Origin of the sequence: Rhizobium sp. SG741, from assembly GCF_012275435.1 — a bacterium.
In the GTDB taxonomy this organism is placed as follows: domain Bacteria; phylum Pseudomonadota; class Alphaproteobacteria; order Rhizobiales; family Rhizobiaceae; genus Rhizobium; species Rhizobium lusitanum.
The window spans coordinates 47,833-71,339 of the sequence record NZ_JAAZQP010000017.1 but is presented as its reverse complement, the minus strand read 5'-3'; the positions used below and the strand labels follow the sequence as shown (position 1 = coordinate 71,339).

Annotated in this window: 23 protein-coding genes; 8 read left to right on the top strand and 15 right to left on the bottom strand. The window is 60.4% G+C overall.

All coding sequences use genetic code 11. From position 1 onward, the window contains the following. The first annotated feature begins 24 nt into the window (after nt 1-24). From FHT29_RS30635 to FHT29_RS30615, 5 genes are all read left to right on the top strand, one after another. Nucleotides 25-1,257, top strand: a complete 1,233-nt coding sequence (locus FHT29_RS30635) for an ABC transporter substrate-binding protein (protein ID WP_168600871.1) — start codon at nt 25-27, stop codon at nt 1,255-1,257. A gap of 71 nt (nt 1,258-1,328) precedes the next feature. Beyond that, entirely contained in the window at nt 1,329-2,216 is an 888-nt protein-coding gene (locus FHT29_RS30630; protein ID WP_047639709.1) for a sugar ABC transporter permease, read from the top strand. After that, a complete protein-coding gene (locus tag FHT29_RS30625) occupies nt 2,216-3,100 on the top strand; it encodes a carbohydrate ABC transporter permease (RefSeq protein WP_168600870.1) in 885 nt (294 codons plus the stop codon). The genes FHT29_RS30630 and FHT29_RS30625 overlap by 1 nt, the downstream gene beginning before the upstream one ends. Nucleotides 3,101-3,104: 4 nt before the next feature. Continuing rightward, a complete protein-coding gene (locus FHT29_RS30620; RefSeq protein ID WP_168600869.1) occupies nt 3,105-4,187 on the top strand; it encodes an ATP-binding cassette domain-containing protein in 1,083 nt (360 codons plus the stop codon). A 30-nt stretch (nt 4,188-4,217) separates the two neighbouring features. Next, complete coding sequence (locus tag FHT29_RS30615; protein WP_168600868.1) at nt 4,218-5,870, top strand: GMC family oxidoreductase; 1,653 nt, start codon at nt 4,218-4,220, stop codon at nt 5,868-5,870. A gap of 160 nt (nt 5,871-6,030) precedes the next feature. On the opposite strand, the gene FHT29_RS30610 is transcribed toward FHT29_RS30615, so the two are convergent. After that, nucleotides 6,031-6,279, bottom strand: coding sequence for a hypothetical protein (locus FHT29_RS30610; RefSeq protein ID WP_037191599.1), 249 nt, complete (start codon nt 6,277-6,279; stop codon nt 6,031-6,033). Nucleotides 6,280-6,571: 292 nt separating this feature from the next. Here FHT29_RS30610 and FHT29_RS30605 point away from each other — a divergent pair, with 292 nt between their 5' ends. After that, nucleotides 6,572-7,795, top strand: coding sequence for an ROK family transcriptional regulator (locus tag FHT29_RS30605; protein ID WP_168600867.1), 1,224 nt, complete (start codon nt 6,572-6,574; stop codon nt 7,793-7,795). Between the two features lie 89 nt (nt 7,796-7,884). Here the strand turns inward: FHT29_RS30605 and FHT29_RS30600 are convergent, their stop codons facing one another. From FHT29_RS30600 to FHT29_RS30560, 9 genes are all read right to left on the bottom strand, one after another. Beyond that, the gene (locus FHT29_RS30600; RefSeq protein ID WP_168600866.1) at nt 7,885-9,906 is read right to left on the bottom strand and encodes a beta-N-acetylhexosaminidase; all 2,022 of its coding nucleotides are present in this window, start codon (nt 9,904-9,906) and stop codon (nt 7,885-7,887) included. Nucleotides 9,907-9,933: 27 nt separating this feature from the next. Continuing rightward, nucleotides 9,934-10,404 (bottom strand): GNAT family N-acetyltransferase, encoded by a 471-nt coding sequence (locus tag FHT29_RS30595; RefSeq protein WP_168600865.1) that lies wholly within the window; start codon nt 10,402-10,404, stop codon nt 9,934-9,936. A gap of 12 nt (nt 10,405-10,416) precedes the next feature. Then, the gene (locus tag FHT29_RS30590) at nt 10,417-11,343 is read right to left on the bottom strand and encodes an ABC transporter ATP-binding protein (protein ID WP_168600864.1); all 927 of its coding nucleotides are present in this window, start codon (nt 11,341-11,343) and stop codon (nt 10,417-10,419) included. After that, on the bottom strand, nt 11,340-12,155 hold the full coding sequence (locus FHT29_RS30585) for an ABC transporter ATP-binding protein (RefSeq protein ID WP_047639700.1): 816 nt from the start codon (nt 12,153-12,155) through the stop codon (nt 11,340-11,342). The genes FHT29_RS30590 and FHT29_RS30585 overlap by 4 nt, the downstream gene beginning before the upstream one ends. After that, nucleotides 12,152-13,054 carry an ABC transporter permease gene (locus tag FHT29_RS30580; protein WP_047555486.1) on the bottom strand — a complete coding sequence of 301 codons (903 nt, stop codon included), beginning with the start codon at nt 13,052-13,054 and terminating at the stop codon, nt 12,152-12,154. Before FHT29_RS30580 ends, FHT29_RS30585 begins: the two co-directional genes overlap by 4 nt. Then, complete coding sequence (locus tag FHT29_RS30575; RefSeq protein ID WP_037191631.1) at nt 13,054-14,034, bottom strand: ABC transporter permease; 981 nt, start codon at nt 14,032-14,034, stop codon at nt 13,054-13,056. Before FHT29_RS30575 ends, FHT29_RS30580 begins: the two co-directional genes overlap by 1 nt. Nucleotides 14,035-14,056: 22 nt before the next feature. Continuing rightward, nucleotides 14,057-15,751: an ABC transporter substrate-binding protein gene (locus tag FHT29_RS30570; RefSeq protein ID WP_168595891.1), complete on the bottom strand. Its 1,695-nt coding sequence runs from the start codon at nt 15,749-15,751 to the stop codon at nt 14,057-14,059. Nucleotides 15,752-16,274: 523 nt separating this feature from the next. Beyond that, nucleotides 16,275-16,670 (bottom strand): RidA family protein, encoded by a 396-nt coding sequence (locus tag FHT29_RS30565; protein ID WP_113108377.1) that lies wholly within the window; start codon nt 16,668-16,670, stop codon nt 16,275-16,277. A gap of 180 nt (nt 16,671-16,850) precedes the next feature. After that, nucleotides 16,851-18,776, bottom strand: coding sequence for a S9 family peptidase (locus FHT29_RS30560; RefSeq protein ID WP_210255593.1), 1,926 nt, complete (start codon nt 18,774-18,776; stop codon nt 16,851-16,853). Nucleotides 18,777-19,007: 231 nt separating this feature from the next. Here FHT29_RS30560 and FHT29_RS30555 point away from each other — a divergent pair, with 231 nt between their 5' ends. Together FHT29_RS30555 and ligD are read left to right on the top strand one after the other, a co-directional pair. After that, entirely contained in the window at nt 19,008-19,802 is a 795-nt protein-coding gene (locus FHT29_RS30555; protein ID WP_168600863.1) for an SDR family NAD(P)-dependent oxidoreductase, read from the top strand. A gap of 90 nt (nt 19,803-19,892) precedes the next feature. Further along, nucleotides 19,893-20,780: a non-homologous end-joining DNA ligase gene (gene ligD / locus FHT29_RS30550; protein ID WP_047555842.1), complete on the top strand. Its 888-nt coding sequence runs from the start codon at nt 19,893-19,895 to the stop codon at nt 20,778-20,780. Here the strand turns inward: ligD and FHT29_RS30545 are convergent. From FHT29_RS30545 to FHT29_RS30525, 5 genes are all read right to left on the bottom strand, one after another. Then, a complete protein-coding gene (locus FHT29_RS30545) occupies nt 20,777-21,361 on the bottom strand; it encodes an isoprenylcysteine carboxylmethyltransferase family protein (protein WP_168600862.1) in 585 nt (194 codons plus the stop codon). The genes ligD and FHT29_RS30545 overlap by 4 nt on opposite strands. Further along, entirely contained in the window at nt 21,358-22,095 is a 738-nt protein-coding gene (locus tag FHT29_RS30540; protein WP_168600861.1) for a glutathione S-transferase, read from the bottom strand. The genes FHT29_RS30545 and FHT29_RS30540 overlap by 4 nt, the downstream gene beginning before the upstream one ends. Nucleotides 22,096-22,334: 239 nt before the next feature. After that, the gene (locus tag FHT29_RS30535) at nt 22,335-22,649 is read right to left on the bottom strand and encodes a hypothetical protein (RefSeq protein ID WP_037191651.1); all 315 of its coding nucleotides are present in this window, start codon (nt 22,647-22,649) and stop codon (nt 22,335-22,337) included. Between the two features lie 60 nt (nt 22,650-22,709). Further along, nucleotides 22,710-22,883, bottom strand: coding sequence for a hypothetical protein (locus FHT29_RS30530; RefSeq protein ID WP_167669566.1), 174 nt, complete (start codon nt 22,881-22,883; stop codon nt 22,710-22,712). A 276-nt stretch (nt 22,884-23,159) separates the two neighbouring features. After that, entirely contained in the window at nt 23,160-23,432 is a 273-nt protein-coding gene (locus FHT29_RS30525; protein ID WP_168600860.1) for a DUF2934 domain-containing protein, read from the bottom strand. Nucleotides 23,433-23,507: the final 75 nt, after the last annotated feature.

Sequence of the window (23,507 nt, the reverse complement as noted above, 5' to 3'; positions counted from 1 at the left end):
GGGCTTTCTTGAAGAGGTGGAACAATGAAAAACAGAATGAAACTGCTGTTGGTGGGAGCCGCCCTCGTCGCGGCATCCACCCCGACCTATGCCGAAGACAAGCCGAAGGCCGAGGTGATGACCTCGTGGACCTCCGGCAGCGAAGCCGCCGCCCTCAGTGTCATCAGCCAAGAATTCGAAAAGCGCGGCGGTGTCTGGAAGGATTCCTCCATTGCCGGTTTCGGAGCGGCGGACGCCGCCTTCCAGAACCGTCTGGTCGCGGGCGATCCGCCGGCTGCCAAGCAGGCCGTGATCGGCCTTGCCAATACCGATTTCGTCAATCAGGGCCTTCTGAACTCGATCGACGACGTGGCGAAAGCCGGCAAATGGGCTGATGTCCTGCCAAAGTCGATCTATGATCTCATCTCCTATAACGGCAAGGTCTATCTTTCGCCGAGCGATGCCCATGGCGAAAGCTGGGTGTTTTATTCGAAGGATGCCTTCGCTAAGGCCGGCGTGACCGAGGAGCCGAAGAGCTGGGACGAATTCTTCGCCGCTCTCGACAAGCTCAAGGCTGCCGGTGTGCTGCCGGTCGCCTGGGGTGGCCAATCCTGGCAGGAATCCAAGGTTTTCAATATGATCCTGCTGACCCAGGTCGGCATCGACGGCTTCCTCAAGATCTATGTCGACAAGGAAAAGGGCGACGCATCCGTCGAAGGCGTGAAGAAGACGCTCGATATTCTCGGCAAGCTGCGCGCCTATGTCGATGAAGGGGCTGCAGGACGCAACTGGAACGACGCGACCGCCATGGTCATCACCGGCAAGGCCGGCGTGCAATTTATGGGCGATTGGGCCAAGGGTGAATTCGTTGTGGCCGGCAAGCAGCTAGGCAAGGACTATGGCTGCATGCTCGCCCCGCAATCGCCGGGGATGGTCTATGTCGCCGACTCCTTCTCCTTCCCGAAGATCGCCGATGCGGCATCCCAGAAGGGCCAGACGCTGCTCGCGGAGGTCGCCATGGATCCGGCCGTGCAGGTCGAATTCTCCCTGAGGAAAGGCTCGGTGCCGATGCGCACCGATGTCGACAAGTCGAAGCTCGACATATGCGCGCAAAAGGGGCTGGAACTGATGAGCGCGGGCAAGATCGTGCCGGACCAGGCCCTGATCCTCTCGCCGCAGCAGGCTGGTGCGCTCAACGACTTCGTCGACGAGTTCTGGACCAACCCTTCCGAGGACAGCGCCTCCGGCGCCGAGAAGTTCTTCGCGATCTTCGAATAGGGCCTCGCAACGGGCCGATCGGAGGCCTCCCTCCGATCGGCTCTGCTCAATCCTTTTGAAAGGGTTTGCTGATGCAAGCCAAGCGCAGACGTCCCCTTGCTGCGACCTATGCCCTCCTGCCGACGTGGATCGCCGCGATCTTCATCTACATCGGCACGATGGTCTGGTCGGTGCGCCTGTCCTTTACGGATTCGACGATCTTTCCGTCATCCAACTATGTCGGCTTTGCCCAGTATGCTAAGCTGTTCCGGACGTCGAGATGGCTCGCGTCCCTTGAAAACGTGCTGATTTTCGGCGTGCTCTATGTGGGAGGTTGCCTCGCCCTCGGCTTTGTGCTGGCGGCAGCACTTGATCGTAAGGTCCGCTTCGAAAGCGTGTTCCGCACCATCTTCCTCTATCCCTATGCCATGTCCTTCGTGGTCACCGGCCTCATCTGGCAATGGATGCTGAACCCGACCTTCGGCATCCAGGCGACGGTCAGGGCGCTCGGCTGGCAGAGCTTCGTCTTCGACTGGATCGTCAATCGCGACATGGCGATCTACACGGTCGTTTTCGCCGGCGTCTGGCAAGGGGCAGGCCTTGTCATGGTCATTGCGCTCTCCGGCATGCGCGGCATCGGCGAAGAGCAATGGAAGGCGGCCCAGATCGACGGCATTCCAGTCTGGCGCATCTATCTCTCGATTATCCTGCCGCAACTTGGGCCAGCGCTTGCCGCGTCGGGCATGCTGCTCTCCATGGGCGTCATCAAGACCTACGACCTCATCGTGGCGCAGACCGGCGGCGGCCCCGGCTATTCGACCGAGGTGCCGGCGAAATTCATCATGGACAATCTATTCGAGCGCCAGAACCTCGGGCTCGCCAGCGCCGGCGCCACCGTGCTCGTGCTCTCGGTCGTCATGGCCGTCGCACCGTTTCGATACGCGCTTTACATGCGTGCCAGAAGAAGGGGAGCACACTGATGGCAGCTCTTCATCCCCGCGGTCCGAAGCCTTCGCGACTGTCGTCCGGCCAGATCGGGCTCTATGCCTTCCTGATCCTGGCCGCGCTGTTCTTCCTGCTGCCGCTCTATACGATGCTCGTCACCTCGCTGAAGACGATGGAGGAGATCCGCCAGGGCCGCATCTTCGCCTTGCCGGATACCGTCGATTTCAATGCGTGGAAGATGGCCTGGTCGGGAGCCTGCATGGGCACGCAATGTCTGGGCGTGCGCATCGGCTTCTGGAACTCGGTGAAGATCACCGTGCCGGCCGTGGCGATTTCCGTCTTCATCGGCGCGATCAACGGCTATGCCCTCTCCTTCTGGCGGCCGAGGGGGTCAAACCTTCTATTCGGCCTGCTGATGGCCGGCGGCCTCATCCCATACCAGATCTTCCTTTATCCGCTGGTTCGGCTGCTCGCCAATCTGAGCCTCTATAATTCGGTGGCCGGCGTCGTTCTGGTCCATGTCATCTTCGGCCTGCCGCTGGTGACGTTGTTGTTCCGCAATTATTTCGTCGCCATCCCCGAAGAGCTCTGCAAGGCCGCGCGCGTCGATGGCGCCGGCTTCTGGCGAATCTTCTTCGAGATCATGCTGCCCATGTCCGTGCCGATGGTCGTCGTCGCTTCCATCTTCCAGTTCACCGGCATTTGGAACGACTTCCTGATCGGCCTCGTCTTTGCCGGGCGCGACAATCTGCCGATGACGGTGCAGCTCAACAACATCGTCAACACCACCATGGGCGAGCGCGCCTACAACGTGAACATGGCTGCCACCATCCTGACCGCCGTCGTTCCGCTCGCCATCTATTTCTTCTCCGGCCGCTGGTTCCTGCGTGGTGTCGCCGCCGGAGCTGTGAAGGGGTAACGCCATGCAGCCTGCCGTGTCAGTCAAGGACCTCAAGATCGCCTATGGCGATCACACCGTCATCGAAAAACTGTCGATCGACATCGCTCCGCGCGAATTTCTCGTGCTGCTGGGGCCGTCCGGCTGCGGAAAGTCGACCCTGCTCAACTCCATCGCCGGGCTGCAGGAGATCAGCGATGGCGAGGTCTGGATATCGGACAAGAACGTCACCTGGGCCGAACCGAAGGATCGCGGCATCGGCATGGTGTTCCAGTCCTATGCGCTCTATCCCCGCATGTCGGTACGCAAGAACCTGTCCTTCGGCTTGCGTGTGGCCGGTCTTCCCAAGGCCGAGATCGAGGCGCGCATCGCCCGCACGGCTTCGCTTCTGCATCTCGACAAATTGCTCGACCGCCGACCCTCGGAACTGTCGGGCGGCCAGCGCCAGCGCGTCGCGATCGGCCGTGCCCTGGTGCGCGAAGTGAACGTCTTCCTGTTCGATGAGCCGCTTTCCAATCTCGACGCCAAGCTACGCAACGAATTGCGCGTCGAGATCAAGAAGCTGCACCAGAGCCTGGGCAACACGATGATCTATGTGACGCATGATCAAGTGGAAGCGCTCACGCTCGCCGACCGTATCGCCATCATGAAGGATGGCGTGATCCAGCAGCTTGCCAGCCCATCCGAAATCTACCATCGCCCTGTCAACCTCTTTGTTGCCGGCTTCATCGGCGCACCGGCAATGAACTTCATCAAGGGCGAGATTGTTCTAAAGTCAGGCACGCCGGTCTTCGAAAGCAACGGGCTTGCCATTGATCTGGCCAGCTATCCCTTTTTGACTGCCGTCAAGGAGGGTCCCGCCACGCTCGGCATCCGGCCGGAACATATCGCGCCGGACAGTGTGGCAAGCGGCTCGCCCACCATTCCGGGCATCGTCTCCGTCGTCGAACCGATGGGAGCGGACACTGTGCTGTGGTTCGACTGGGCAGGCCAAAGCCTATCCTATCGCATCATGGGCGACGCCGCGCTCCAGCCGGGCACGGCGATCGCACCCGGGCTCGATATCGCCAAAGCCTCCCTTTTCGACGCCGATGGCGCCCGCCTCTGAACCCGCTTTCACAGCATACGGAAATGACTCATGTCTCAGACTATTTATGACGCGCTGGTGATCGGCTCCGGCGCCGCCGGCTCCTTTGCCGCCAAGGAATTGACCGCCCAAGGGCTGTCGGTATTGCTGCTGGAGGCCGGTCCCGCCGTCACGCAGAAGGATTTCGATCCCAATCGCAAGAAGGCGCCTGCAAGCAGCATCAATATCTGGGAGCGAGCCCGCGCCACGCTCAACGGCCAGCCCATTCAGGCGCGCGCAGCCTTCTTTACCGAGCGCTTCAGCCATTTCTTCGTCAACGATCGCAAGAACCCCTATACGACGCCGAAGGATGCGCCATTCCTGTGGATACGTGGCCGTCAGGGCGGCGGCCGCCTGCACAGCTTCGGCCGCGTGCTGTTGCGCTGGACGGACGATGACTTCAAGATCCGCTCGAAAACCGGCAAGGGTGAGGACTGGCCGGTTTCGTACGAAGAACTCGCGCCCTATTATGCCGAGATCGAATCCAGCCTCGGGCTTTATGGCAATCCGGACGGCATCAAGACACTGCCCGACGGCGTCTACGCGCATCCGGCAAAGCTGACACCGGCCGAGGAGACCTTCAAGACGGAAGTCGAGGGACGTTGGCCCAAGCGGCAAGTCGTTTCCTGGCGCTATATCGCTCCTGATGCCGAGCGCACGCCGAAGCCGCTACGCGAGGCATTGGCAACCGGTCGGCTGACCATCCGTCATGACGCCATCGTGCGCCGCATCACGACCGATGATCGCGGCGAGCGGGCAACGGGCGCGGAATTCATCGATCGTGTCACCGGCAAAGTCGAGACCGCGCGCGCGGCCCTCGTGGTGCTTTCGGCATCGCCGATCGAAAGCGTGCGGCTGCTTCTCAATTCGGCGACCGCCAGCCATCCCCAGGGACTGGGGAATAGCTCGGGCACGCTCGGGCGCTTTTTCATGGACCAGCTGCCGTGCCTGGCCTTCGGCTCCTTCTCGAAAGCAAAAGGCTGGGCAGTCGACGACTCCGCTCCAACGGACCCATTCTACAATCCCTCGGGCGGCATCTTCGTTCCGCGCTTCGGGGAAGGCGATGCGGGCCGCGATGATTTCGACTATCAGGGCAGCATTGGCCGGGCACCGACGCCGGATAACGAGCCTGCACGGCTCGCCTTCTTCGGCTTCGGCCGCATGCTGCCCTATGCCGACAATCGCATCACGCTCGATACAAGGCGCAAGGATGCCTGGGGCATTCCGGTTCCCCATATCCGTTGCGTCATGGGCGAGGAGGAGCATGCGCTGCTGCGCCAGCAGGAAGAAGTGCTGATCGAGATGGTGCGCGGCGCCGGCGGCGAGCTGGAATTCATCGGTTCGCCCACCGGCCTTATGGAAATGGGCCGCGGCGCCTTTCCCGATGCCGATCCGTTCAGCCGTTTCATGTTCCGACAATGGTTCCGGAAGACCATGTGCATGGGAGCCGCCATCCACGAGACCGGCGGCGCGCGTATGGGTGCTTCAAGCAAGGACTCCGTCCTCAATGCCCATAATCAAAGCTGGGACGTTCCCAACCTGATCGTGACGGATGCCTCCGCCTTCCCGGGCAGCGGCATTGCCGGCACCACGCTGACCGTCATGGCATTGACCATTCGGGCCTGCAGAAACCTCGTCGATCAATATCGAGCCGGACGATCGTAGCCATCCATTCTTGGAGGGTGGGGCAGCCGGAACCTGGAGAACGGGTCCGCCATCTGTCGAAAGGGTGACCAATCAGATCGTCGTGCACAAACATCATTCCACTCTCGGCCCAGAGAACAACCGGGCCGGGGACCTCTGATCAAGAGCTTGATGTCAGCGATCAACCGCCGACGGCATCGGCAGTGCACTTCTTGACAAAGCTCGTCTTGGCGGCGCCGGCCAGTTTCTTGGTAGCTGCTTGGGCATCGCAAGAACTTGCTGCATCCTTCGCGCACTTGTTGCTGAAACTGGTCAAGGCTGCTCCCGCCAGCTTCTTGTCGGCTGCCTGTGCCTTGCAAGTGGCATCGGCGGCCATCGCTCCGGTGGCAAGGCAGGTTGAAAAAATCGCAAGTCCGAGCAGCCTGATCATCGAAGTCCTCCGGGCAACCCTCTGCAGAACGCTGAGGTAACCCGACTCTAACCTAACGGCGGCTGTAGTAAAGGCTTCTCCGATCGCCGATGGAGCAAAAAAACCTCCTGTGGGAGCCAACCTTTCGCCCATTGATCCATCTCGTATTGAACCAATCGATAAAAGTATGGAAAGTGGTTATATACCGCGAGAGCAACGGCAAATTACGCCCCGCCCTCCCCGTCACGCAACAGCAGCCCGTGACAAGCAACAACGCTATCCGAACGCTGATCCAGAAATTCCCGATCATCTCATGAAGACAATTTCAGGCACGAATCTCGAACAGGCCAAATCGCATAACCGGCGTGTCGTGATCGAGGCCATTCGCACCAACGGGCCGATGTCACGCGCCGCCATTGCTCGCATCACGGCGCTGACGACACAAACCGTATCCAACATCGTCGAGGAACTCGCGCGTTCGCATCTGCTGATCCCGATGGAAGCACAAAGAATTGCCCGCGGCCAGCCGATCATTCCCTATACCATCAACCCGAATGGGGCCTATTCCATCGGCCTTGAACTCGGCCGCCAACGGGCCGCCGGCGTACTGACGGATCTTTCCGGCTCGGTTCGCGCCCGCATCGAGCGCCATGTCGACAAACCGGGCCCGACCGAGGCGATGCCGGTGCTTGCCGACATCGTTAGAGATCTCATGGAGGCCTTTTCCTTTGATCGTGACCGATTGCTCGGCGCCGGCATTGCCTTGCCCGGACGCTATGCGGATGGCGGCGTTACATCGCTCAGCCCGCTCAACCTGCCGGGTTGGCAGGATTTCCCGGTCGCTCGTGAACTGCAGCGGTATATCAAAGTGCCTGTCATTGTCGAGAATGATGCGACCGCCGCGGCGATCGGCGAACGGCTTTACGGCGTTGCGCGTGGCCTTGGGAGCTTCGTCTATCTCTTTCTGGCAGGCGATGGCGGCATCGGCGCCGGCATGTTCCTTGACGGCCATCTCTACAAGGGCAGCCGCGCCAATGCCGGTGAAATCGGCCATATCATCGTCGAGCCGCACGGCAGGCTGTGCAGCTGCGGCAAGCGCGGCTGCCTCGATCGCTATGTATCGCCATCCGTCGCCTACGAATGTCTTGGCATCGAAAACGCCCAGGAGCTTTCGCCTGACGATCTCGATGCGATGATCGCGGCCAATAGCCGAGGGCTCGAGGTCTGGCTGGAACAAGCGGTGCGGCCGCTGCGCCAGACAATCGACTTTCTCGAGCTTGCCTTCGATCCGCAGACCATCGTGCTTGGCGGCAGTGCGCCGACAACCCTGATGGCACAGCTTGCGGCGCGCCTGGAACCGCTGCACATCCCCGTGAACCCTGAGGAAGAGCGCACGATCCCTCGCCTGATGGTCGGGGCGACCGGCAAAGATACCGCCATTCTCGGCGCCGCCGCCCTGCCGATCTTTTCGGAAACGAACCCGCAATTCGATGTCCTGCAGAAGCCGATCATCCACCGCACTGTCCAGCAACTGTGACGAACGGTCAGGGCCATTGAGCTTGCAGATCACTGAAACGCAATCGGGCGCGGCACAAGTGCCGCGCCCGAGGGCCATGCATCAAGCTGTCAGAATTGATGCAGGCCGTATAGCAGCGGCATCGTGCCGACAAGCGCCTTGAACCGCTCCCAGGATTTTGCCGATGGCTTTGTCCAGCCTGTTTCGGCAAGCGCCGAGAGACGCGGGAAGACCAACCGGTCGAAGATGGCTCGGTCCGTCATCGACTCCGACCAGATGCAGGCCTGAATGCCTCGAAGCTTTTCTTTCTGGGCGTCCGTCCAGCCACCGACGGGATCGAAGGTGTAGAGTTTCTCCGGGTCCGAATGGCCCGCCCAGCTTGCGCCGGGCTCGTCCCAATCCGGGCGCATCGCCATGTCGAGATAATAGACCTGCCCCGGGCAAACCACGATCTCGTATCCGCGACCGGCAAGCTCGGCCGCGACTTCGACATTGCGCCAGCTGCAGAGATAGCTCTTGTCCTTGTCGATCCTGTCGCCATGGGCAGCTTCTTCCCAACCACCCGTCACGCAGCCCTTTGAGGCCAGAAATGCCTGGATGCGCTCCAGGAACTCCGCCTGCAGGAAGGCCGCGCCGGAGCCGTGAATATCGTCGGCTCCATGCGTATTGGTGATGACGTTCAATCGCTTGGCATGTGCTTGTGCAATTTCATCACCAGCGAGTTCGCACAGCCGCGCCAGCGCCTCCGGCGAGCCGGACCAGGCGCCCAGCGGCACTTCGTCGGCACCGATATGGATCGTCTTGAACGGGAAGAGCTCGATCAGTTCGGAGAGGATCGTCTCGATCACCTCATAGGTCTTTTCGCGCGCCGGGTTGATGCAGTTATCCGGAAAACCTTGAACCGAATAATAGCTGCCAGCCTCATTGGGATCGCGAAGCTCGGGAATTGCCTGCAGCATGGCGTAGCAATGGCCCGGCATATCGATCTCGGGCAAGACCTCGATGCCGAAACCCCCAGCATAGCTGACGATGTCACGCACGGCTTCCTTGGTATAATAACCGCCGGTCCGAGCCGGGCTGGAGCCGAGAAGTGGCGGCAGCGGCAGGCCGTGACCACGCCAGGCTCCGATCTCGGTCAATGCCGGATAAGCGTCGATTTCGACACGCCAGGATTCGTCATCCGACAAATGCCAATGGAAGCGATTGAGCTTGTTCCAAGCAAGCACCGCCATCAGCTTCTTGATCTCGGCGGTGCCATAGAATTGGCGTGCGACATCCAGATGCAGCCCGCGCCATCCCATGGCCGGCTCGTCGACGATCTCGCCACCCGCCGGGAAATAAAATGCCTGTGGATGCAGACGCGCACCGCGCCAGATCTGGCCGATGGTGACGAGACCATAGACGAAGCCGGTCTGTGTACTCGCTTCGACCGTGATGCTCTCAGGCGAGAACGCCAGCCTGTAGCCCTCGGCGCCGAGACCTTCAACCTGGTGCAGGTCCACCGGCACTGCCCCCTCCGCCTCGGAGCGGATGAGACCTTCGGCCGAGAAGAGATGCTCGACAAGGGCTGTGAAACTTGCAGCGGCGGCCTGCGCTTCCGGAGCGATAGCCTTCAAGGCAAAGCCTGCCGGCAGCGGGCGGCGGGAGGAAACGGCAACGCGGTTCGGCCAGGGAATGATCGACAGCGGCACCGGCGGATTGGCCGGCACCGGGTAGATTTCAGCACCGCGCTTCAACGGCGCATTGCTTGACGATGTTCGCGTCGGCTCCGTGCCAAGTGAAACCGTGGTGCCATCGGGCAATGCGAGATAGGCGCTATTGGCCCCATCGTTCCAGTGGCGAAACTGCCAGCTCAGCGCACGGACCGTGATGGTCCATGTATCGCCGGCGGCCAGCACGAAACCATCAGGCGGCTGGAACTCGGTGAAGTTGGACAGTCGTTTGGAGACCGTGGCACCTTCGACGATACCAGCCGGATCGACGCGGCCGGGGCCGCTGACGCAGAGCGAGAAGCCCGAAAGCTGCTCGGATGAAAGGTTCTTGAGCCGCAACACATAGGAAAATTCCTTGCCGTCGGCCGGCGGGTTCCAGGTTGTTTCCAGCCGCAGAGCCAGGGATCGCGGTATCGACATGAACATTCTCTCTTTATCTAAAATCGTTCAAAGCTTGAGCATGCCGGCATAAATGCCGGGCGCGGAGTTGGGGATCGGCATCGCGCCGACCGCTTTCTCGTAGAACTCCGATGGACCGACATCGCCGATGACAGCATAGGCATAACCCATGGCCTTCATGTCGGTGAGGGAGGCAAACAGCAGCGCCCGGCCGATGCCGAGACCCCGCACCTCCTCCGCAACGCCGGTCGGGCCGAAGAAACCGCGCGCCGTCGCCTCATGGCAGGCAAAGCCGACAAGCTCCTGATTGCGCGTGGCAATGAAGCAGGTCGGCGGCTGACGCGTCATCGCCACGGTCGTCTCGCTTGCCCAACCCTGACTGAAATGGTCACCGACCCAGCCGATGATCAGCCGCAGCTCCGGCGGCAGGGCACGCCGGATGGTGATGCCGGCTTGCGCCATCCGCTCGGGTGACTGCGTATCCGGCGGCAAGGTCGACAGATTGACCAGATAATCCAAGGTGAAATCCCCCTAGTTCGATGCGACTAGCGCACGCATGAAATGATTGGTGCCGACCTGCTCGACCACGGTCGAGATCGGCCGGCTGAGCGCGCGGACTTTCTCCGCTTGCTCGAGGAAGCGGGCGCTGCCGCCGGTCACGAACCGGCGGCCGCCGTCCGGAACCGCGGATAGCAGCAGCTGCGTATAGGGATGCTTCGGAGCGGCGAGCACCGTAGCGGTGTCGCCCCACTCCACCATCTGACCGGCAAACATCACGACAATCTCCTCGGCGACATGGGCAGCCGTGGCGATGTCGTGGGTAATGTAGAGCATGGCGAGGTCGTTCTCCCGCTTCACGCGCGCGAGCAGTTCCAGGATGTCCTTGCGGATCGAGACGTCAAGCATCGAAGTCGGCTCATCGGCCACCAGAATGCTCGGCGAAACAGCCAGCGCGCGGGCGATATTGACGCGCTGGCGCTGACCACCCGATAGCTCATGCGGAAACTTCTGTCGCGTCAGCGCCGGATCGAGGCCGACACTTTCCAGAAGCCGCATTATGTCTTCGCCGCGCCCGGCCTTCGGCCTGTTCTGCCCGTGCAGTTGCAGCGGCCGCGACAGATGATGATTGACGGTAAAGGCCGGGTTGAGCGAGGAGAACGGGTCCTGGAAGACCATCTGGACATCCTTGCGGTACAGCCGCTCGTCGTTGCCGGAGCCGCGTGCGGTGCGATCCTGTCCCCGAAAGAAAAGCTTGCCGCCGGTCGGCCTGTCGAGCCGCGCGATGATCCGGGCGCAGGTAGTCTTGCCGCAACCGGATTCACCGACCAGAGCCAATGCACGCCCCGCAAACAACGAGAAGGATACGCTCTTGAGCGCCTGCACGGGACCGAAATCGCGCTGAATGTTCTCGAGCTGGATGACGGGTTCGGCAATCGATGCCTGTGTCTGCGGTTTCATGCCAAAGCTCCGGAAAGGTGGACGTTGCCTGGAAGCTGCGGAATGGCGTTCCAGAGCTTGCGCGTGTAGTCATGAGCGGGCGCTTGGCTGACCTGCGTGACGTCACCGACCTCGACGAGCTCACCCTTCAGCATGACGCCGATGCGCCCGCAAAGCTGGGCCATCAGATGCAGATCGTGGGTGATGAACAGCACCGAGAAACCATAGGTCTGCTGGAGGTCGAGGACCTGCTCGAGAATTTCGCGCTGAACGACGACATCGAGTGCGGTCGTCGGCTCGTCCATGATGATGAGCTCGGGTCTGAGCGCCAGGCATATGGCGATGACGATGCGCTGGCGCATGCCTCCGGAAAACTGATGCGGATAATCGCCGACGCGATGCGCGGGAATGCCGACCAGCTTGAACATTTCCTCGGCGCGGGCGCGGGATTCCTGACGGGAGCAGCCAGTATGGCGGTGCAGGACATCATGAAACTGTGCTTCTACCCGCATCAGCGGGTTGAGCGAGTTCATGGCGCTCTGGAAGACCATGCCGATCCGCTTCCAGCGGATCTTCTGCAGGTCGATCTCCGGCATCCGCAGCAGATCCTGCCCATCCAGGCGGATACTTCCACCGCTGACCCAGGCCGGCGCCTTGGAAAGCCTGGTTATGGCATAGGCGATGGTGCTCTTGCCGCAACCGGATTCGCCTGCGAGACCGAAAATCTCGCCGCGGCCGATGTTGAAGGAAACATTCTTCACCGCCCGGAAGTCACCCTTGTCGACCAGATAGTCGATATTGAGGTTTTCAATTTCCAGCAGATTGTCGCTCATTGGCCAGCCCTCATCATGCGGTTGCGGGCTCGGGTGAGACGGAACCACCGGGTCAATGCCGGGCCTGAGCGCAATTGCGGATTGGCGATTTCGTCGAAGGTGAAGTTGATCAGCGCCAGGCCGAGGCCCGTAAGCGCAATACCGGCGGCGGGAACGGCGATATCCCACCATGCGCCAACCATGATGGCCGAGGCATTCTGGGCATTGTAGAGCATAGTGCCCCACGTGACCTTCAGCGGATCGCCGAAGCCGAGATATTCAAGCGTCGTCTGCGCAACGATGGCATAGATGATGCTGCCGACGAGGTTGATGCCGATCAGCGGCGTCAGATTGGGCAGGATTTCAACGAAGATAATGCGCCAGGCCGGCTCGCCGATCATCTTGGCGGCAGTGACGAAATCGCGATTGCGCAGCGCCATCGTCTGCGACCTCGTCATGCGCGCACCCCAGGGCCATGAGGTCAAGGCGATGATCGTCATGATCGTCATCGGCCCGACCGTGCCTGCAAAGGAGGCAAGCAGGATGAGCAACGGCATATTGGGTATGACGAGCACGGCGTTGGTCGCGAGATCGAGCACCGCGTCCGTCTTGCCGCCGGCATAGCCGGCGATAAGCCCGATGGCAGTTCCGATCACGGTAATGGCGATGCCGGTCGCAAAGCCCACCGAAAGCGAGCTCCTGGCACCCCAGACGAACTGCCGGTAGACGTCGCGACCCATCTTGGTGGTGCCGAAGACATGCTCGACCGATGGCGCCTGATGCGAACGGCCGACGCGTGCACCAGGCTCGCCCGGCGCGATGACCGGCGCAAAAATGGCCATCAGGCACAAGACGGCAATGATGACGAAGCCAAAGAGGGCCTTCTTCTGGCTGAAGATTGATTTCAACGCGAAGCCCATTACGTCCCCTCCCTCAATCTCGGATCGACCAGGCCGTAGATGATGTCGACCAGGAAGTTCGCTGCGAGGGTCGCCATTGTCATCAGAAGCAATTGGCCCTGAATGACGGGATAATCGCGGGCCACGCTGGCGGTGAACAGCGTCAGGCCAAGGCCCGGATAATTGAAAACGATCTCCGTGACGATCGAGCCGCCAAAGACTGCACCGAGCATCAGCGCCAGGTTGGTCAATACGGGCAGAAGGGCGTTGCGGGCGCCATAGCTGAACATGACGGCGAGATTGCTGAGCCCTTTCGCGCGGCCCATGGTCACATAGTCCTCCCCCAGTATGACGATCATGGAGGAGCGCATGGTCGTCTGGAATTCGCCGATGAGGAATGGCGAGAGCGTCAGGACCGGCAGGATGGCATGCATGAAGACGCTGCCGGCGAAGGTGAAGTTGAAGCCCGGATCGAGATTGGGATCATAGGCGTACCCCACAGGGAACCAGCGCAGCGATACCGCAAAGACGAACAGGATCGTCAGGGCGATGATCACGGGCGGTATCGAGAACATGATCACGGCGAGAGGCGATACGACAGTGTCGAACCGCCCGCCGCGGCGCCAGGCCGAGATCGCCCCGAGCACGACGCCGACGCACAGCGAAAAGATGATCGCCGTCACCACCAGGAAGATCGTCCAGAGCGTGGCACGGCTCAACACCTGCACCACGGTCTGCGGATAGTATTTGACCGAAACGCCAAGATCGAGCGTCGCGAGGCCTTTGAGATAATCGACGAACTGCATCATGATCGGCTGATCGATCTCGCCGAAGCGCGCCTTGATTGCCTCGACGGCGGCGGGCGTTGCCCGCGGCCCGAGCTGGGCCACCATGGCGTCGACGGGACTCCCCGGCATGAGCCGGGGAAGAATGAAGTTCACGACGATCGCGAAGGCCAAAGCCACCGCATAGACGCCCAGGCGTCGGCTGGAAATACGCATGTCCGCTTCCCTTGCTTAGGTCTTATTGGACCGGCTTCAGACGCAAGAGATGCATGAGGCGCATGCGGTTGTTGTCGTGATTTTCCGGGTTCATGACCGGATCCTTGTCGGTGACCCAGCCCGTAAACCGCTTGCTGGAATACTGGTACCAGGTCGGTCCGTTGAAGACCGGCACGACGGGGAAGTCATCGGCGATCAGAACCTGGATATCGTTGAAGATCTTCTTGTGATCGTCATCGGAGGACGACTTCCGATACTGATCGAAGAGCGCGTCGAGCTTCGGGTTGGAGTAGCGCGGCGCGGCGACGGTGAGCTTACCGGCATAGTCCGTCGACAGGCTCTGGTAATAGCCCTGGAACGGTGTGGCGCTGTCGGCGCGCGAGTTCATGACGACATCGAAGCTGCCATCGAGAAGCTGCTTGCGCCACTGCTCGTATTCAGGCGTGGCGACCGAGGCATTGATGCCGATGGCCCGCAGCCCTTCAACGGCGATCTGCACGGCGTCGATCCAATCCGTCCAGCCATTCGGCACGATGACAGGGAAAGCGATCGGCTTGCCGCTTGGCGTGGTGCGGAAACCGTCGGCGCCCTTCTTGTAGCCGGCGTCGTCGAGAATCTTGTTCGCCTTGTCGGTGTCGAAGCCCATGAAGGCATCCTTGTCGCCTTCGGCAGCCTTGTTGCGCCAGGATTCGAAACGCGGTGGCAGACCGCTCGCATGCAGGTTGACGACCGGATAGCCGAAGCCGGCAATATCGACCATCGACGTGCGGTCCATCGCCAGGCTGAAAGCGTGACGGAAGTTCAGATCCTTGAAGGCCTCCAGATTGCCGACATTCGTGGACTTGAAGTTCATCTGGAAGGCGACGGTTTCCGCCGGCGGCTGCCAATAACCGTTATGCTGCGGATCGAGCGCGACGAAGGTCTTGTCTATCTGCGGCAGGAAAGAACCGATCCAGTCGACCGTGCCTTCCGGCAGCAGCGCCAGCATCTGGTCGTTGCCCGAGATCTGCGGCAGGCGCAGGCAATCCACATGCAGCGACGCCGCATCCCAATAATTCGGATTGCGGCACTGCTCATAGACCTGCGGAGTAAAGCGGCGAACCTCCGTCATCGGCCCGGACCCGATGGGCTTCTCATTCTTGTAGGCGACCGGATCGGCAATGTCCTTCCAGATATGCTCCGGCACGACGGCAAGGTCGGCCAGGGATTCGGGGAATTCCGAATTCACGGCCTTGAGGTTGATCTTTACCTGGGTCGGCGAAGGCGTCTCGACGGAAGCGACAGTCTGGCCAACGCCGACGGTGTCGACAGCCGGGTTCTTCAGCATCAGGTCGATCGTGTATTTCACGTCGGCCGAGGTCAGCGGCTGGCCATCCGACCACTTCACGCCGGGACGCAGCTCATAGGTGATCGACATCAGATCATCGGAGAACTTGTAGCTCGTCGCCAGACGCCAGACCGGCTTGCCGCCGTCATTGGCGTTGAAGATGACCAGCGGCTCATAGATGAAATCCATCGTGCTCTGGCGGCGACCGGCCAGATCGAAGGGATTGAAGTTACTGACCCAGCTGGTCTGCTCCTCGATGTGCATCGTCAGCACTGATTCGGCGGCCGATGCGACACCCGAACCGAATGCCAGCGTGGCGCCCAATGCCGCCGTCGCAAGCCATGGAGCCCGGTGCAAAAGATTACGCAATCTGCTTTTCTTCATTCCCATTTTCAGTTCCCTCTCGTTTATTTCGAGTAGTCAATCAAATTGATTTAATCTTGAGTTTGCGCACACGTCAATCCGCTGATTGGAAATCAACAGGCATTGGCGTGAGCAATCACGCGCAGCCGCCGCCGACTGAACGGCGATCTGTCACAATCGAAATTATGGAGAGACTCGCGGGCTGTCCGGCTCACTCCGGTCATATGCCGACAACGGGGCGTTGGCCGGTTTGGACTCTTGTTCAACAGGGAAACGCCCGGGAACAGACGTTGTCCGCAGAGAAATGGCCGCAGCGCCGCCGGGACGAGTGGCCAGAGCAATTCCAGGAAAAGTGCGTAGCGGTTTTCCGTCCGGAATTGCGTAAAAACAATAGCATACAGCGGTCAGGCGATTCCGTGAAACGCGTAACCGCTCTAGAATACGGATCGCGGCGCCGCAGGCGCGCACCGCAATCCCTTCATTGCAAGACAGCTTCGCTTTGGAAGCCGCACCTCAAAACGGAGCTTCTAAATAATCAAGGAGCGTCAGTTCAGTCGAGCGGCTTGTAGGCGATGACGTCCATCTCGACCTTTACATCGACCATCATGGGCGACTGAACCGTCGAGCGCGCCGGCGGATGGTCGATGAAATGTTTCTGGAAGACCGCATTGAAACTGGAAAAATCGCGTGCGTCGTCCAGCCAGGCATTGACCTTCACCACATGCTCGAGGGTGCAATCGGCCAGGGCAAGAACTTCCTTAATATTGGCGATGACCTGCTCGGTCTGCGCGACGATATTGCCGACCACGACCTCGCCGTTGATGGTCGGAACCTGACCCGAAACATAGACGAAATCTCCGGCACGCACGGCCTTGGCAAAAGGACGCCGCTGGCCGCCGGCCTGACTATCGGCGATATCGAAACGGATCAGCTTGTTCTTGCTCATGATATATTCGGTCTCTCTCTGTTATCGAAAGCCGCAGTCGCCATCGCTTCATTATCAATGAGGGCCAGGCGCTCGACTCCATTGCCATCTTCCTTATCCGCCGTGACACGGCGACGCCAGAGGCCTCTTCCCGATCCTTGCCGAGGTTCACGCATGGCCGTGCGCATCATGGCGGCGGTCTTATTGATCTTGCAAACCAGGTATGAGGCCCCGACCCGCCTTGAACTCGAGAGACGAGCCCTCGAAGGCATCACCTAAGGGCTCGAACCGACCGCCCAGATGCGCAGCGAGAAACGCCTCGGCGACTGCGGCAAAGGACCGGCGGTTTTCCGCGTGCCCGAGGCCGTGACCTTCGTCGGGATAGGAAATGTAAGTAACGGGAATGCCGTGCTTCTGCATCGCGGCGACGATCTGATCGGATTCCGATGCCTTGACGCGAACGTCGTTGGCTCCCTGAGCGATCAGGAGCGGCCGCACGATTCGGTCCGCTCTGTTGAGCGGCGAGCGTTCCTCTAGAAACTGAAGGCCCGCGGGCGTATCGAAATCTCCCATCCGGGTCTTCCACAGCGATTTCCAGGGCTTCCAATATTCTGGGATCGTGTTGATGAAAGTGACCAGGCTGGATATTCCGACGAGGTCGATGGCGCAGGCGAATTTCTCCGGCGTGAACGTCAGCCCGACAAGCGCGGCATATCCGCCGTAGCTCCCACCCATGATCGCAATTCTGGAAGGATCGGCAATGCCTTCGGCGATCGCCCAGTCGACCGCATCGATCAGGTCGTCATGCATTTTCCCGGCCCATTCCAGATTCGCGGCATTGACGAAGGCCTTTCCGAAGCCGGTCGAACCGCGGAAATTGACGCTCAGAACCGCGTAGCCGCGATTGGCAAGCCATTGATGATTTGCAGAAAGACCCCAGGCATCCCGGCTCCAGGGGCCACCGTGAACCAGCAGCACCATCGGCAGCTTTGCGCCGGCCTCCGCTCCATCCGGCAGTGAAAGGTAGCAATGCAAGTCCAGCCCGTCGCGCGAGCGGATGGTCGACGGCGTCATCGGAACCAGCGGCGCGTTCTCGAGAGCCGGCACCGAGCCGAACAGCCGCCGTTTGTGCTTTGCGACGTGGTCGTAGTGGAAATATTCAAGCGGCGCATCGTCGTACTGGTAGGCGTAGAGGATATGTCTCCGGTCCTGCGACATGCCTGCAAACAGTAAGTCCCCGCGAGAATCCTGCGTGAGGAACGCCAAAGTCTCTTCGAATTCCGGATCGAGGGCCTGCCACTCGATCCGCTCGAACTGGCGTGCGGCGGCCAGCGGGCGCCGAGTGATTGGATCCAGCACAACGGACACATAATCGGATTGCTGGTCTTCAGCGAGGACGCGTGATTGTCCGCCGCTCAGATCCTGAGCGACAACCGCCGCTGTATTACGCCCGCGGCTGTCCAGCCAATAGAGCTCGCGGCCATTGCTGCTGTATTCAATCGGTCGGGTGGTGAGGGCGTCCTCAACGTCGATCAGCGTGAACCGTTCCCACACTCCTTTCCCATTCCTTTGAAGATATTCGGTCGCACCATTTTCGGTCTGGTGACTTGCGAACCGAACATGGAATTGATCGTCGGTGAAAAAGCCGCCGAACTCTTCATTGAGGTGCACAAGAGCAGCGTCACCACTGGCTATATCGACGCGATAGAGATCGACATAGCGCTTGTCGCGCTCGTTATGCGCAATAAGCAGCTCAGCCGGAAAATGCAGCGATCTCTGTTGGATGTAGGCAGTCACTCCTGGGCTTGGCGTTAGGTATCTCGATTCTCCCGTCTCGACATCAACCCTCCAGATCTGCCAGTTCTCGTCGCCTGCTTGGTCGCGGGCATAGACGACATAGCGGTTGTCATGCGTCCACAGATGCCATGCCGCAATATTTCTGTCCCTGACTTCAGTCACCGGCCTGGCGTTGCCCACATCGTCGAGCGGTGCGATCCATATGTTCAGTATGCCGTCCAAGGGCGCCTGGAAGGCAACGTGCGTCCCGTCGGAGCTGATGCGAACCACACGTCGCTCAGGGTCGGAGAAAAGACGACGGCGAGAGATCAATTCGGGAGGGGTGTCCAAGGCGAGGCTCCTATCGCAGCGATCCGATGGGAACGTAGTTCAGGAGCTGCAACCGGCAATACCGCTCGAAGCAATCAATGGGAGAAGTTTTCGCTCAACGGGATTGCCTGCCTGCCCTTCCCGAAGCCGCGTCTTTTTGTCGGTCCCGCCTCGATTGCCTTGCCGCGCCTGTGCCTGCTAAGACAGAACCGATTTCGTCATATGATTGATTGATGTTCAGGAGGAGTCGTCATGACAGAACTTGCGCAGTCCCTTGCGTCCATTCGTATTCCCGATCTTGCCGGCAAGCGTGTGCTGATCACCGGCGCCTCTACTGGTATCGGAGCAGCGCTTGCACTCGCCTTCGCCGCGCAGGGCATGAAGGTCGGCCTTCACTTCAATGCCAGCCGCGAACCGGCCGAACGGCTGGCTGCCGAGATCAAGGCCAGCGGCGGTACGGTGCATCTGATCCAGGGCGATGTCTCGCAGGATGGCGAGACGGAACGCGTCGTCAATGAAGCCGCCGAAGCTCTTGGCGGCCTCGACGGGTTGGTGAACAATGCAGGCGGTATGCTCGGACGACTGCCGACCTCGGCCATGACCGACGAGCACTATGAGCGTGTGATGAACTTGAACGCCCGCTCGGTACTCGCCGCGACCCGCGCCGCCCACCCTCACCTCAAGAAGCAAGGCGGCTTCGTCATCAACACCACGTCGATTGCCGCCCGCAACGGCGGCGGCAATGGCGCGATCCTTTATGCCGCCTCCAAGGGCTTCGTCTCGACCATTACCCACGGTCACGCCAAGGAATTCGTCAACGACAAGATCCGTGTCAATGCGGTCGCGCCGGGCGTTATCGCAACGCCGTTCCACGAGCGCTATACCAATGACGAGCAGATGGAATTGCAGCGCAAGACCATTCCCATGGGGTTCGTCGGCACTCCGGAGGATTGCGTCGGCGCCTATCTGTTCCTCGCGTCGCCGACACTGTCCGGCTACATCACCGGCCAGGTCATCGAGGTGAATGGCGGCCAGCTCATGCCGTAAGGCGCCAGAGGTGATCGACTTTTTGCGCCGGGCAATGGTAATCTTTGCTCGGCGCGGCTTTCGCGCCGAAAGAAGATGGAGCGCATGCGAATGGCAAAGACGCCCATTGAGAACCGGATCGAAACCTCCGTTCAATTGACCCACCCCGAGCGGATCTACTGGCCTGACGACGGTGTCAGCAAGCAGGATCTCGTCGATTATTACGCATTGGCCTGGCCGCGCATGGCGCCTTTCGTCGTCAATCGTCCCCTGGCGCTGCTGCGCTGCCCGGATGGCATAAGCGGGCCGCGCTTCTTCCAGAAACATGCCTGGAAAGGCATCAATCCGCATATCGAAGAAATCGCCGATCCCGAGGACAAGGACGGCGCCAAGCTCCTGAAGATCGCGGATTTCGACGGCCTTGCGGCACTCGTCCAATCCGCGGCGCTGGAAATACACCCCTGGGGCACCACCACCGATCATTGGGAAAAACCCGACATGATCATCATGGATCTCGATCCCGGCGAGGATGTCGCTTGGGCCAAGGTCATCACGGCTGCGAAGGAAATACGGGAGCGTTTTTCTGCGCTGGGGCTTACCTCCTTCATCAAGACCTCCGGCGGCAAGGGTCTGCATGTGGTTGCCTCCCTCAAGCCCAAGGCGGACTGGCCGCAGGTCAAGGATACAGCCGAGGCGATTGCGCATTCTATGAGCGCCGATAGTCCTGACGCATATCTGTCGGTCGCTAGCAAGGCAAAGCGGACCGGCCACATCTTCATCGATTACCTGCGCAACGGCCGCGGCAACACCGCGGTCGCACCCTATTCGACGCGCGCAAGGCCGGGTGCACCGATTTCGATGCCGTTAGCCTGGGAAGAGTTGACCAATAAGATCGGGCCCGCCTCGTTTACGGTAAGGAACGCGACCTCGCGCCTGAGCAAGGCCAGCGGCGATCCTTGGGCCGACTTCTTCGATGCCGCTTCACCGCTGAAGACCTAATATCGCACGACAAAGGGGATCAGTGCCGGCGTGCTGGCCTTGTAGTCGGCATAGTCGCGACCGAAGGTCTCGCTCATCCAGCGTTCCTCGATGCCGACACGGCGCAGAACGGCATAGAGCATGAAGGCGAACGCGAGCAACGCAGCAATATCGCCTCGAGCCAGCACTGCGCCGAGGATGGCCAGTATCAGGCCGGAATAGATCGGATGGCGGACGATGGCGTAGGGGCCGGTGCGGATCAGCGCGTGATCCTCCTTGACCGTGATCACTCCGCTCCAGTTACGGCCGATGTGATAGCGCGCCCAGACGGCGAAGCCGAGCCCGATGACGGTTAGCACCGCGCCGATGCCGTAATAGGTCAGATTTCGCGGGACGAGCCGGAGCGACAGGGGACCGAGCCAGGATGAAGGCACCACCAGTAGAAAGGCGCAGATCCAGATCGGGGCGGTATTCGACAGTCGCGACCATGGATCCTCGTGGCGCGTCGCCTTCTTGACACCGAACGATGCCACAAACCAGATCAATGCCCATATGCCCCAGCAGACTGGAAAGAATAACGTCAGCAGTCTTCCTTCGCTCACGCCTCGCTCCTGTCCAGCTCCGGATAGTGCCGGAAGATGCCATCCTCGTTGAAGGGAATACGACGGTCGGATTGAAGATAGCGAGCAATATTCGGCCGTTTCATGACAGCGGCGTGCAGAGCTGCAAGATGGGGATAGCGGTCCGCCAGATGCGCGGTGGCGCGCGGAAATGCGTAACGCAATCCCTCATAGACCTGAAATAGCGACAGATCGACATAGGTAAGCCCGCTGCCGAAAACATGCGCCGGCCCACGCGGGTTCTGCTGCAGGACGCGCTCGAAATAGCCAAGGTATTTTGGGATGCGATTGTCGATGAACTCAGCCGAGCGAGCCTTGGCCTCTTCCTTCTGCTCCTCATAATATTTCGAGGTGGCGATTGGGTGATGTGTGTCGTGCACTTCCGCGACGAGATCGGTGATCGTCAGTTGCAGAGAGTTCAGCTCATGACGCTGCGCTTCATCCCTGGGGGCAAGACCAAGTGTCGGCCCGAGATACATCAGGATGTTCGCCACATGGGAAATGATCAGATCGCCATCCTTCAAAAACGGCGGCGCGAACGGGATGCCAGGCTCGGACTTGCTGCCCATAATAGCCAACATGGCGCGTGTACCCTGCCCCTTGCTTGCCGGACCGCGGCAAATATCGACATAATCGGCGCCAGCCTCTTCCAGCGCCAGCCGCACGAATTCGCCGCGGCCCTGGATGCCGTCCCAGTAGTAAAGCTCATAAGGCATGCGGTTTCCCTCCCATGGGACCATCGATACACCGGCTCGTGCAGGAGTCTGGTCCTTTGGCTGATCTGCCTTCCCGGCCGACCGGCCGGTCCAGCTTCGACTCTCTCCATGCCGAATTTAGCATCGGCGCAACGGAACGGAAGGGCGGACCCTGCGGCATTTGCACCGCCTATCAACGACCTTGACAGCAGGGCTTCAAGGGCGCCTCAATGGAAAAGCGAAGCCCGCATGCCGGTTCTTTAAGAATGAGCGCGCTGTTCGTTGCGTTTGCGGGTTGCGGCCGCCTTCTTTGCGGATGCTGAACGCTCCGCAGCCGGACGTTTCGCGGCCGCACGTCCGCCGAGCTTGCCGCCCTTTTCCGACGATTCATGATTTTCAGGATGCCCCCGGCCCGAGCCGGATTTCTTGCCGCCACCGCTTTCCTTGTTCACGGTCGCCCACGCGCGGCGCTCGGCCTCATCCGCGGAAACGCCGCGATCTTCATAGCCTTCCTCGATATGCTCGGCCTTGCGCTTCTGCTTGTCGGTGTAGGCGGATTTGTCTCCTCGTGGCATGGTTCTTCTCCTCGTTGCGGATGAAAAACCAACCCATCATCACGGAAAAGGTTCCGTTGTCTAACCCGAGGAATCGTGGCTCGTCGGCGATAACCGTACCCGACGGCCATGCTGCGGCTCGGCGCGGTGCTTGGCCGAGGCAGGGAAGAAGACACCGACAGAGCGGTCGATGATCAGGATCAGCACGAGTGCCGCCAAAAGATAGAGGCTGGCGAGAACGAGCAGCGATGTCATCGCATCACCTCGGCACGATCCGCTGAGGATAAAGGACAGCGCGCCACGACGATCGTCGAAACGACGACTTTCAGATAAAGGATATAGCTATTGCACATCGCGAGGCTCCCTCCTCGCTCGTTAGCACCGATGTGTGACATCTGTTTCGCGCCGGCACGCAAACTGCCGAAATTGCTGCAGATATTTCTGCCGCCGCAGCGTTAAGAAGCAAACGGCCCGATGCTGAGCATCGAGCCGCTTTGTCCCCGCCACATTCTTGAGAAGAGCACGCCTGCTCTACACCTTGGCTACCGCCGCCTTCTTCGATGTCAGTTTCGCAGCAGGCTTGGGCGCAGGTTCACTTGCAACAGCAACCACGGCAACCGCCGGCTTGCGCTTCGCTTTGGACTTGGCGCTGATCTTGACATCCTTGCCGTCGCTTTTTTCGAGCGCGATGCGCTCGTTGCTCGCCTGTTCCCAATGCATGGTATCGCGACCGGAAGGATAGCCCTCCTCCTCCCAGATCGCGTATGCGCGTTTCTTGATCCATTCGTCCCGAGATTCCAACATCTGCTGTCCTCCGTTCGCATCATTGAACATGGTTGGTGACCAATGCCCGTTCTGAAATGCGGGCTTCTTGCCTCC

Coding starts and splice junctions, on each gene's coding strand:
- FHT29_RS30625 (WP_168600870.1), top strand. CDS start 2,216: ATGGCAGCTCTTCATCCCCGCGGTCCGAAGCCTTCGCGACTGTCGTCC.
- FHT29_RS30605 (WP_168600867.1), top strand. CDS start 6,572: ATGAAGACAATTTCAGGCACGAATCTCGAACAGGCCAAATCGCATAAC.
- FHT29_RS30540 (WP_168600861.1), bottom strand. CDS start 22,095: ATGCCTTATGAGCTTTACTACTGGGACGGCATCCAGGGCCGCGGCGAA.
- FHT29_RS30600 (WP_168600866.1), bottom strand. CDS start 9,906: ATGTCGATACCGCGATCCCTGGCTCTGCGGCTGGAAACAACCTGGAAC.
- FHT29_RS30635 (WP_168600871.1), top strand. CDS start 25: ATGAAAAACAGAATGAAACTGCTGTTGGTGGGAGCCGCCCTCGTCGCG.
- FHT29_RS30555 (WP_168600863.1), top strand. CDS start 19,008: ATGACAGAACTTGCGCAGTCCCTTGCGTCCATTCGTATTCCCGATCTT.
- FHT29_RS30580 (WP_047555486.1), bottom strand. CDS start 13,054: ATGGGCTTCGCGTTGAAATCAATCTTCAGCCAGAAGAAGGCCCTCTTT.
- FHT29_RS30565 (WP_113108377.1), bottom strand. CDS start 16,670: ATGAGCAAGAACAAGCTGATCCGTTTCGATATCGCCGATAGTCAGGCC.
- FHT29_RS30575 (WP_037191631.1), bottom strand. CDS start 14,034: ATGCGTATTTCCAGCCGACGCCTGGGCGTCTATGCGGTGGCTTTGGCC.
- FHT29_RS30535 (WP_037191651.1), bottom strand. CDS start 22,649: ATGCCACGAGGAGACAAATCCGCCTACACCGACAAGCAGAAGCGCAAG.
- FHT29_RS30570 (WP_168595891.1), bottom strand. CDS start 15,751: ATGGGAATGAAGAAAAGCAGATTGCGTAATCTTTTGCACCGGGCTCCA.
- FHT29_RS30590 (WP_168600864.1), bottom strand. CDS start 11,343: ATGAAACCGCAGACACAGGCATCGATTGCCGAACCCGTCATCCAGCTC.
- ligD (WP_047555842.1), top strand. CDS start 19,893: ATGGCAAAGACGCCCATTGAGAACCGGATCGAAACCTCCGTTCAATTG.
- FHT29_RS30620 (WP_168600869.1), top strand. CDS start 3,105: ATGCAGCCTGCCGTGTCAGTCAAGGACCTCAAGATCGCCTATGGCGAT.
- FHT29_RS30525 (WP_168600860.1), bottom strand. CDS start 23,432: ATGTTGGAATCTCGGGACGAATGGATCAAGAAACGCGCATACGCGATC.
- FHT29_RS30585 (WP_047639700.1), bottom strand. CDS start 12,155: ATGAGCGACAATCTGCTGGAAATTGAAAACCTCAATATCGACTATCTG.
- FHT29_RS30615 (WP_168600868.1), top strand. CDS start 4,218: ATGTCTCAGACTATTTATGACGCGCTGGTGATCGGCTCCGGCGCCGCC.
- FHT29_RS30630 (WP_047639709.1), top strand. CDS start 1,329: ATGCAAGCCAAGCGCAGACGTCCCCTTGCTGCGACCTATGCCCTCCTG.
- FHT29_RS30610 (WP_037191599.1), bottom strand. CDS start 6,279: ATGATCAGGCTGCTCGGACTTGCGATTTTTTCAACCTGCCTTGCCACC.
- FHT29_RS30530 (WP_167669566.1), bottom strand. CDS start 22,883: ATGACATCGCTGCTCGTTCTCGCCAGCCTCTATCTTTTGGCGGCACTC.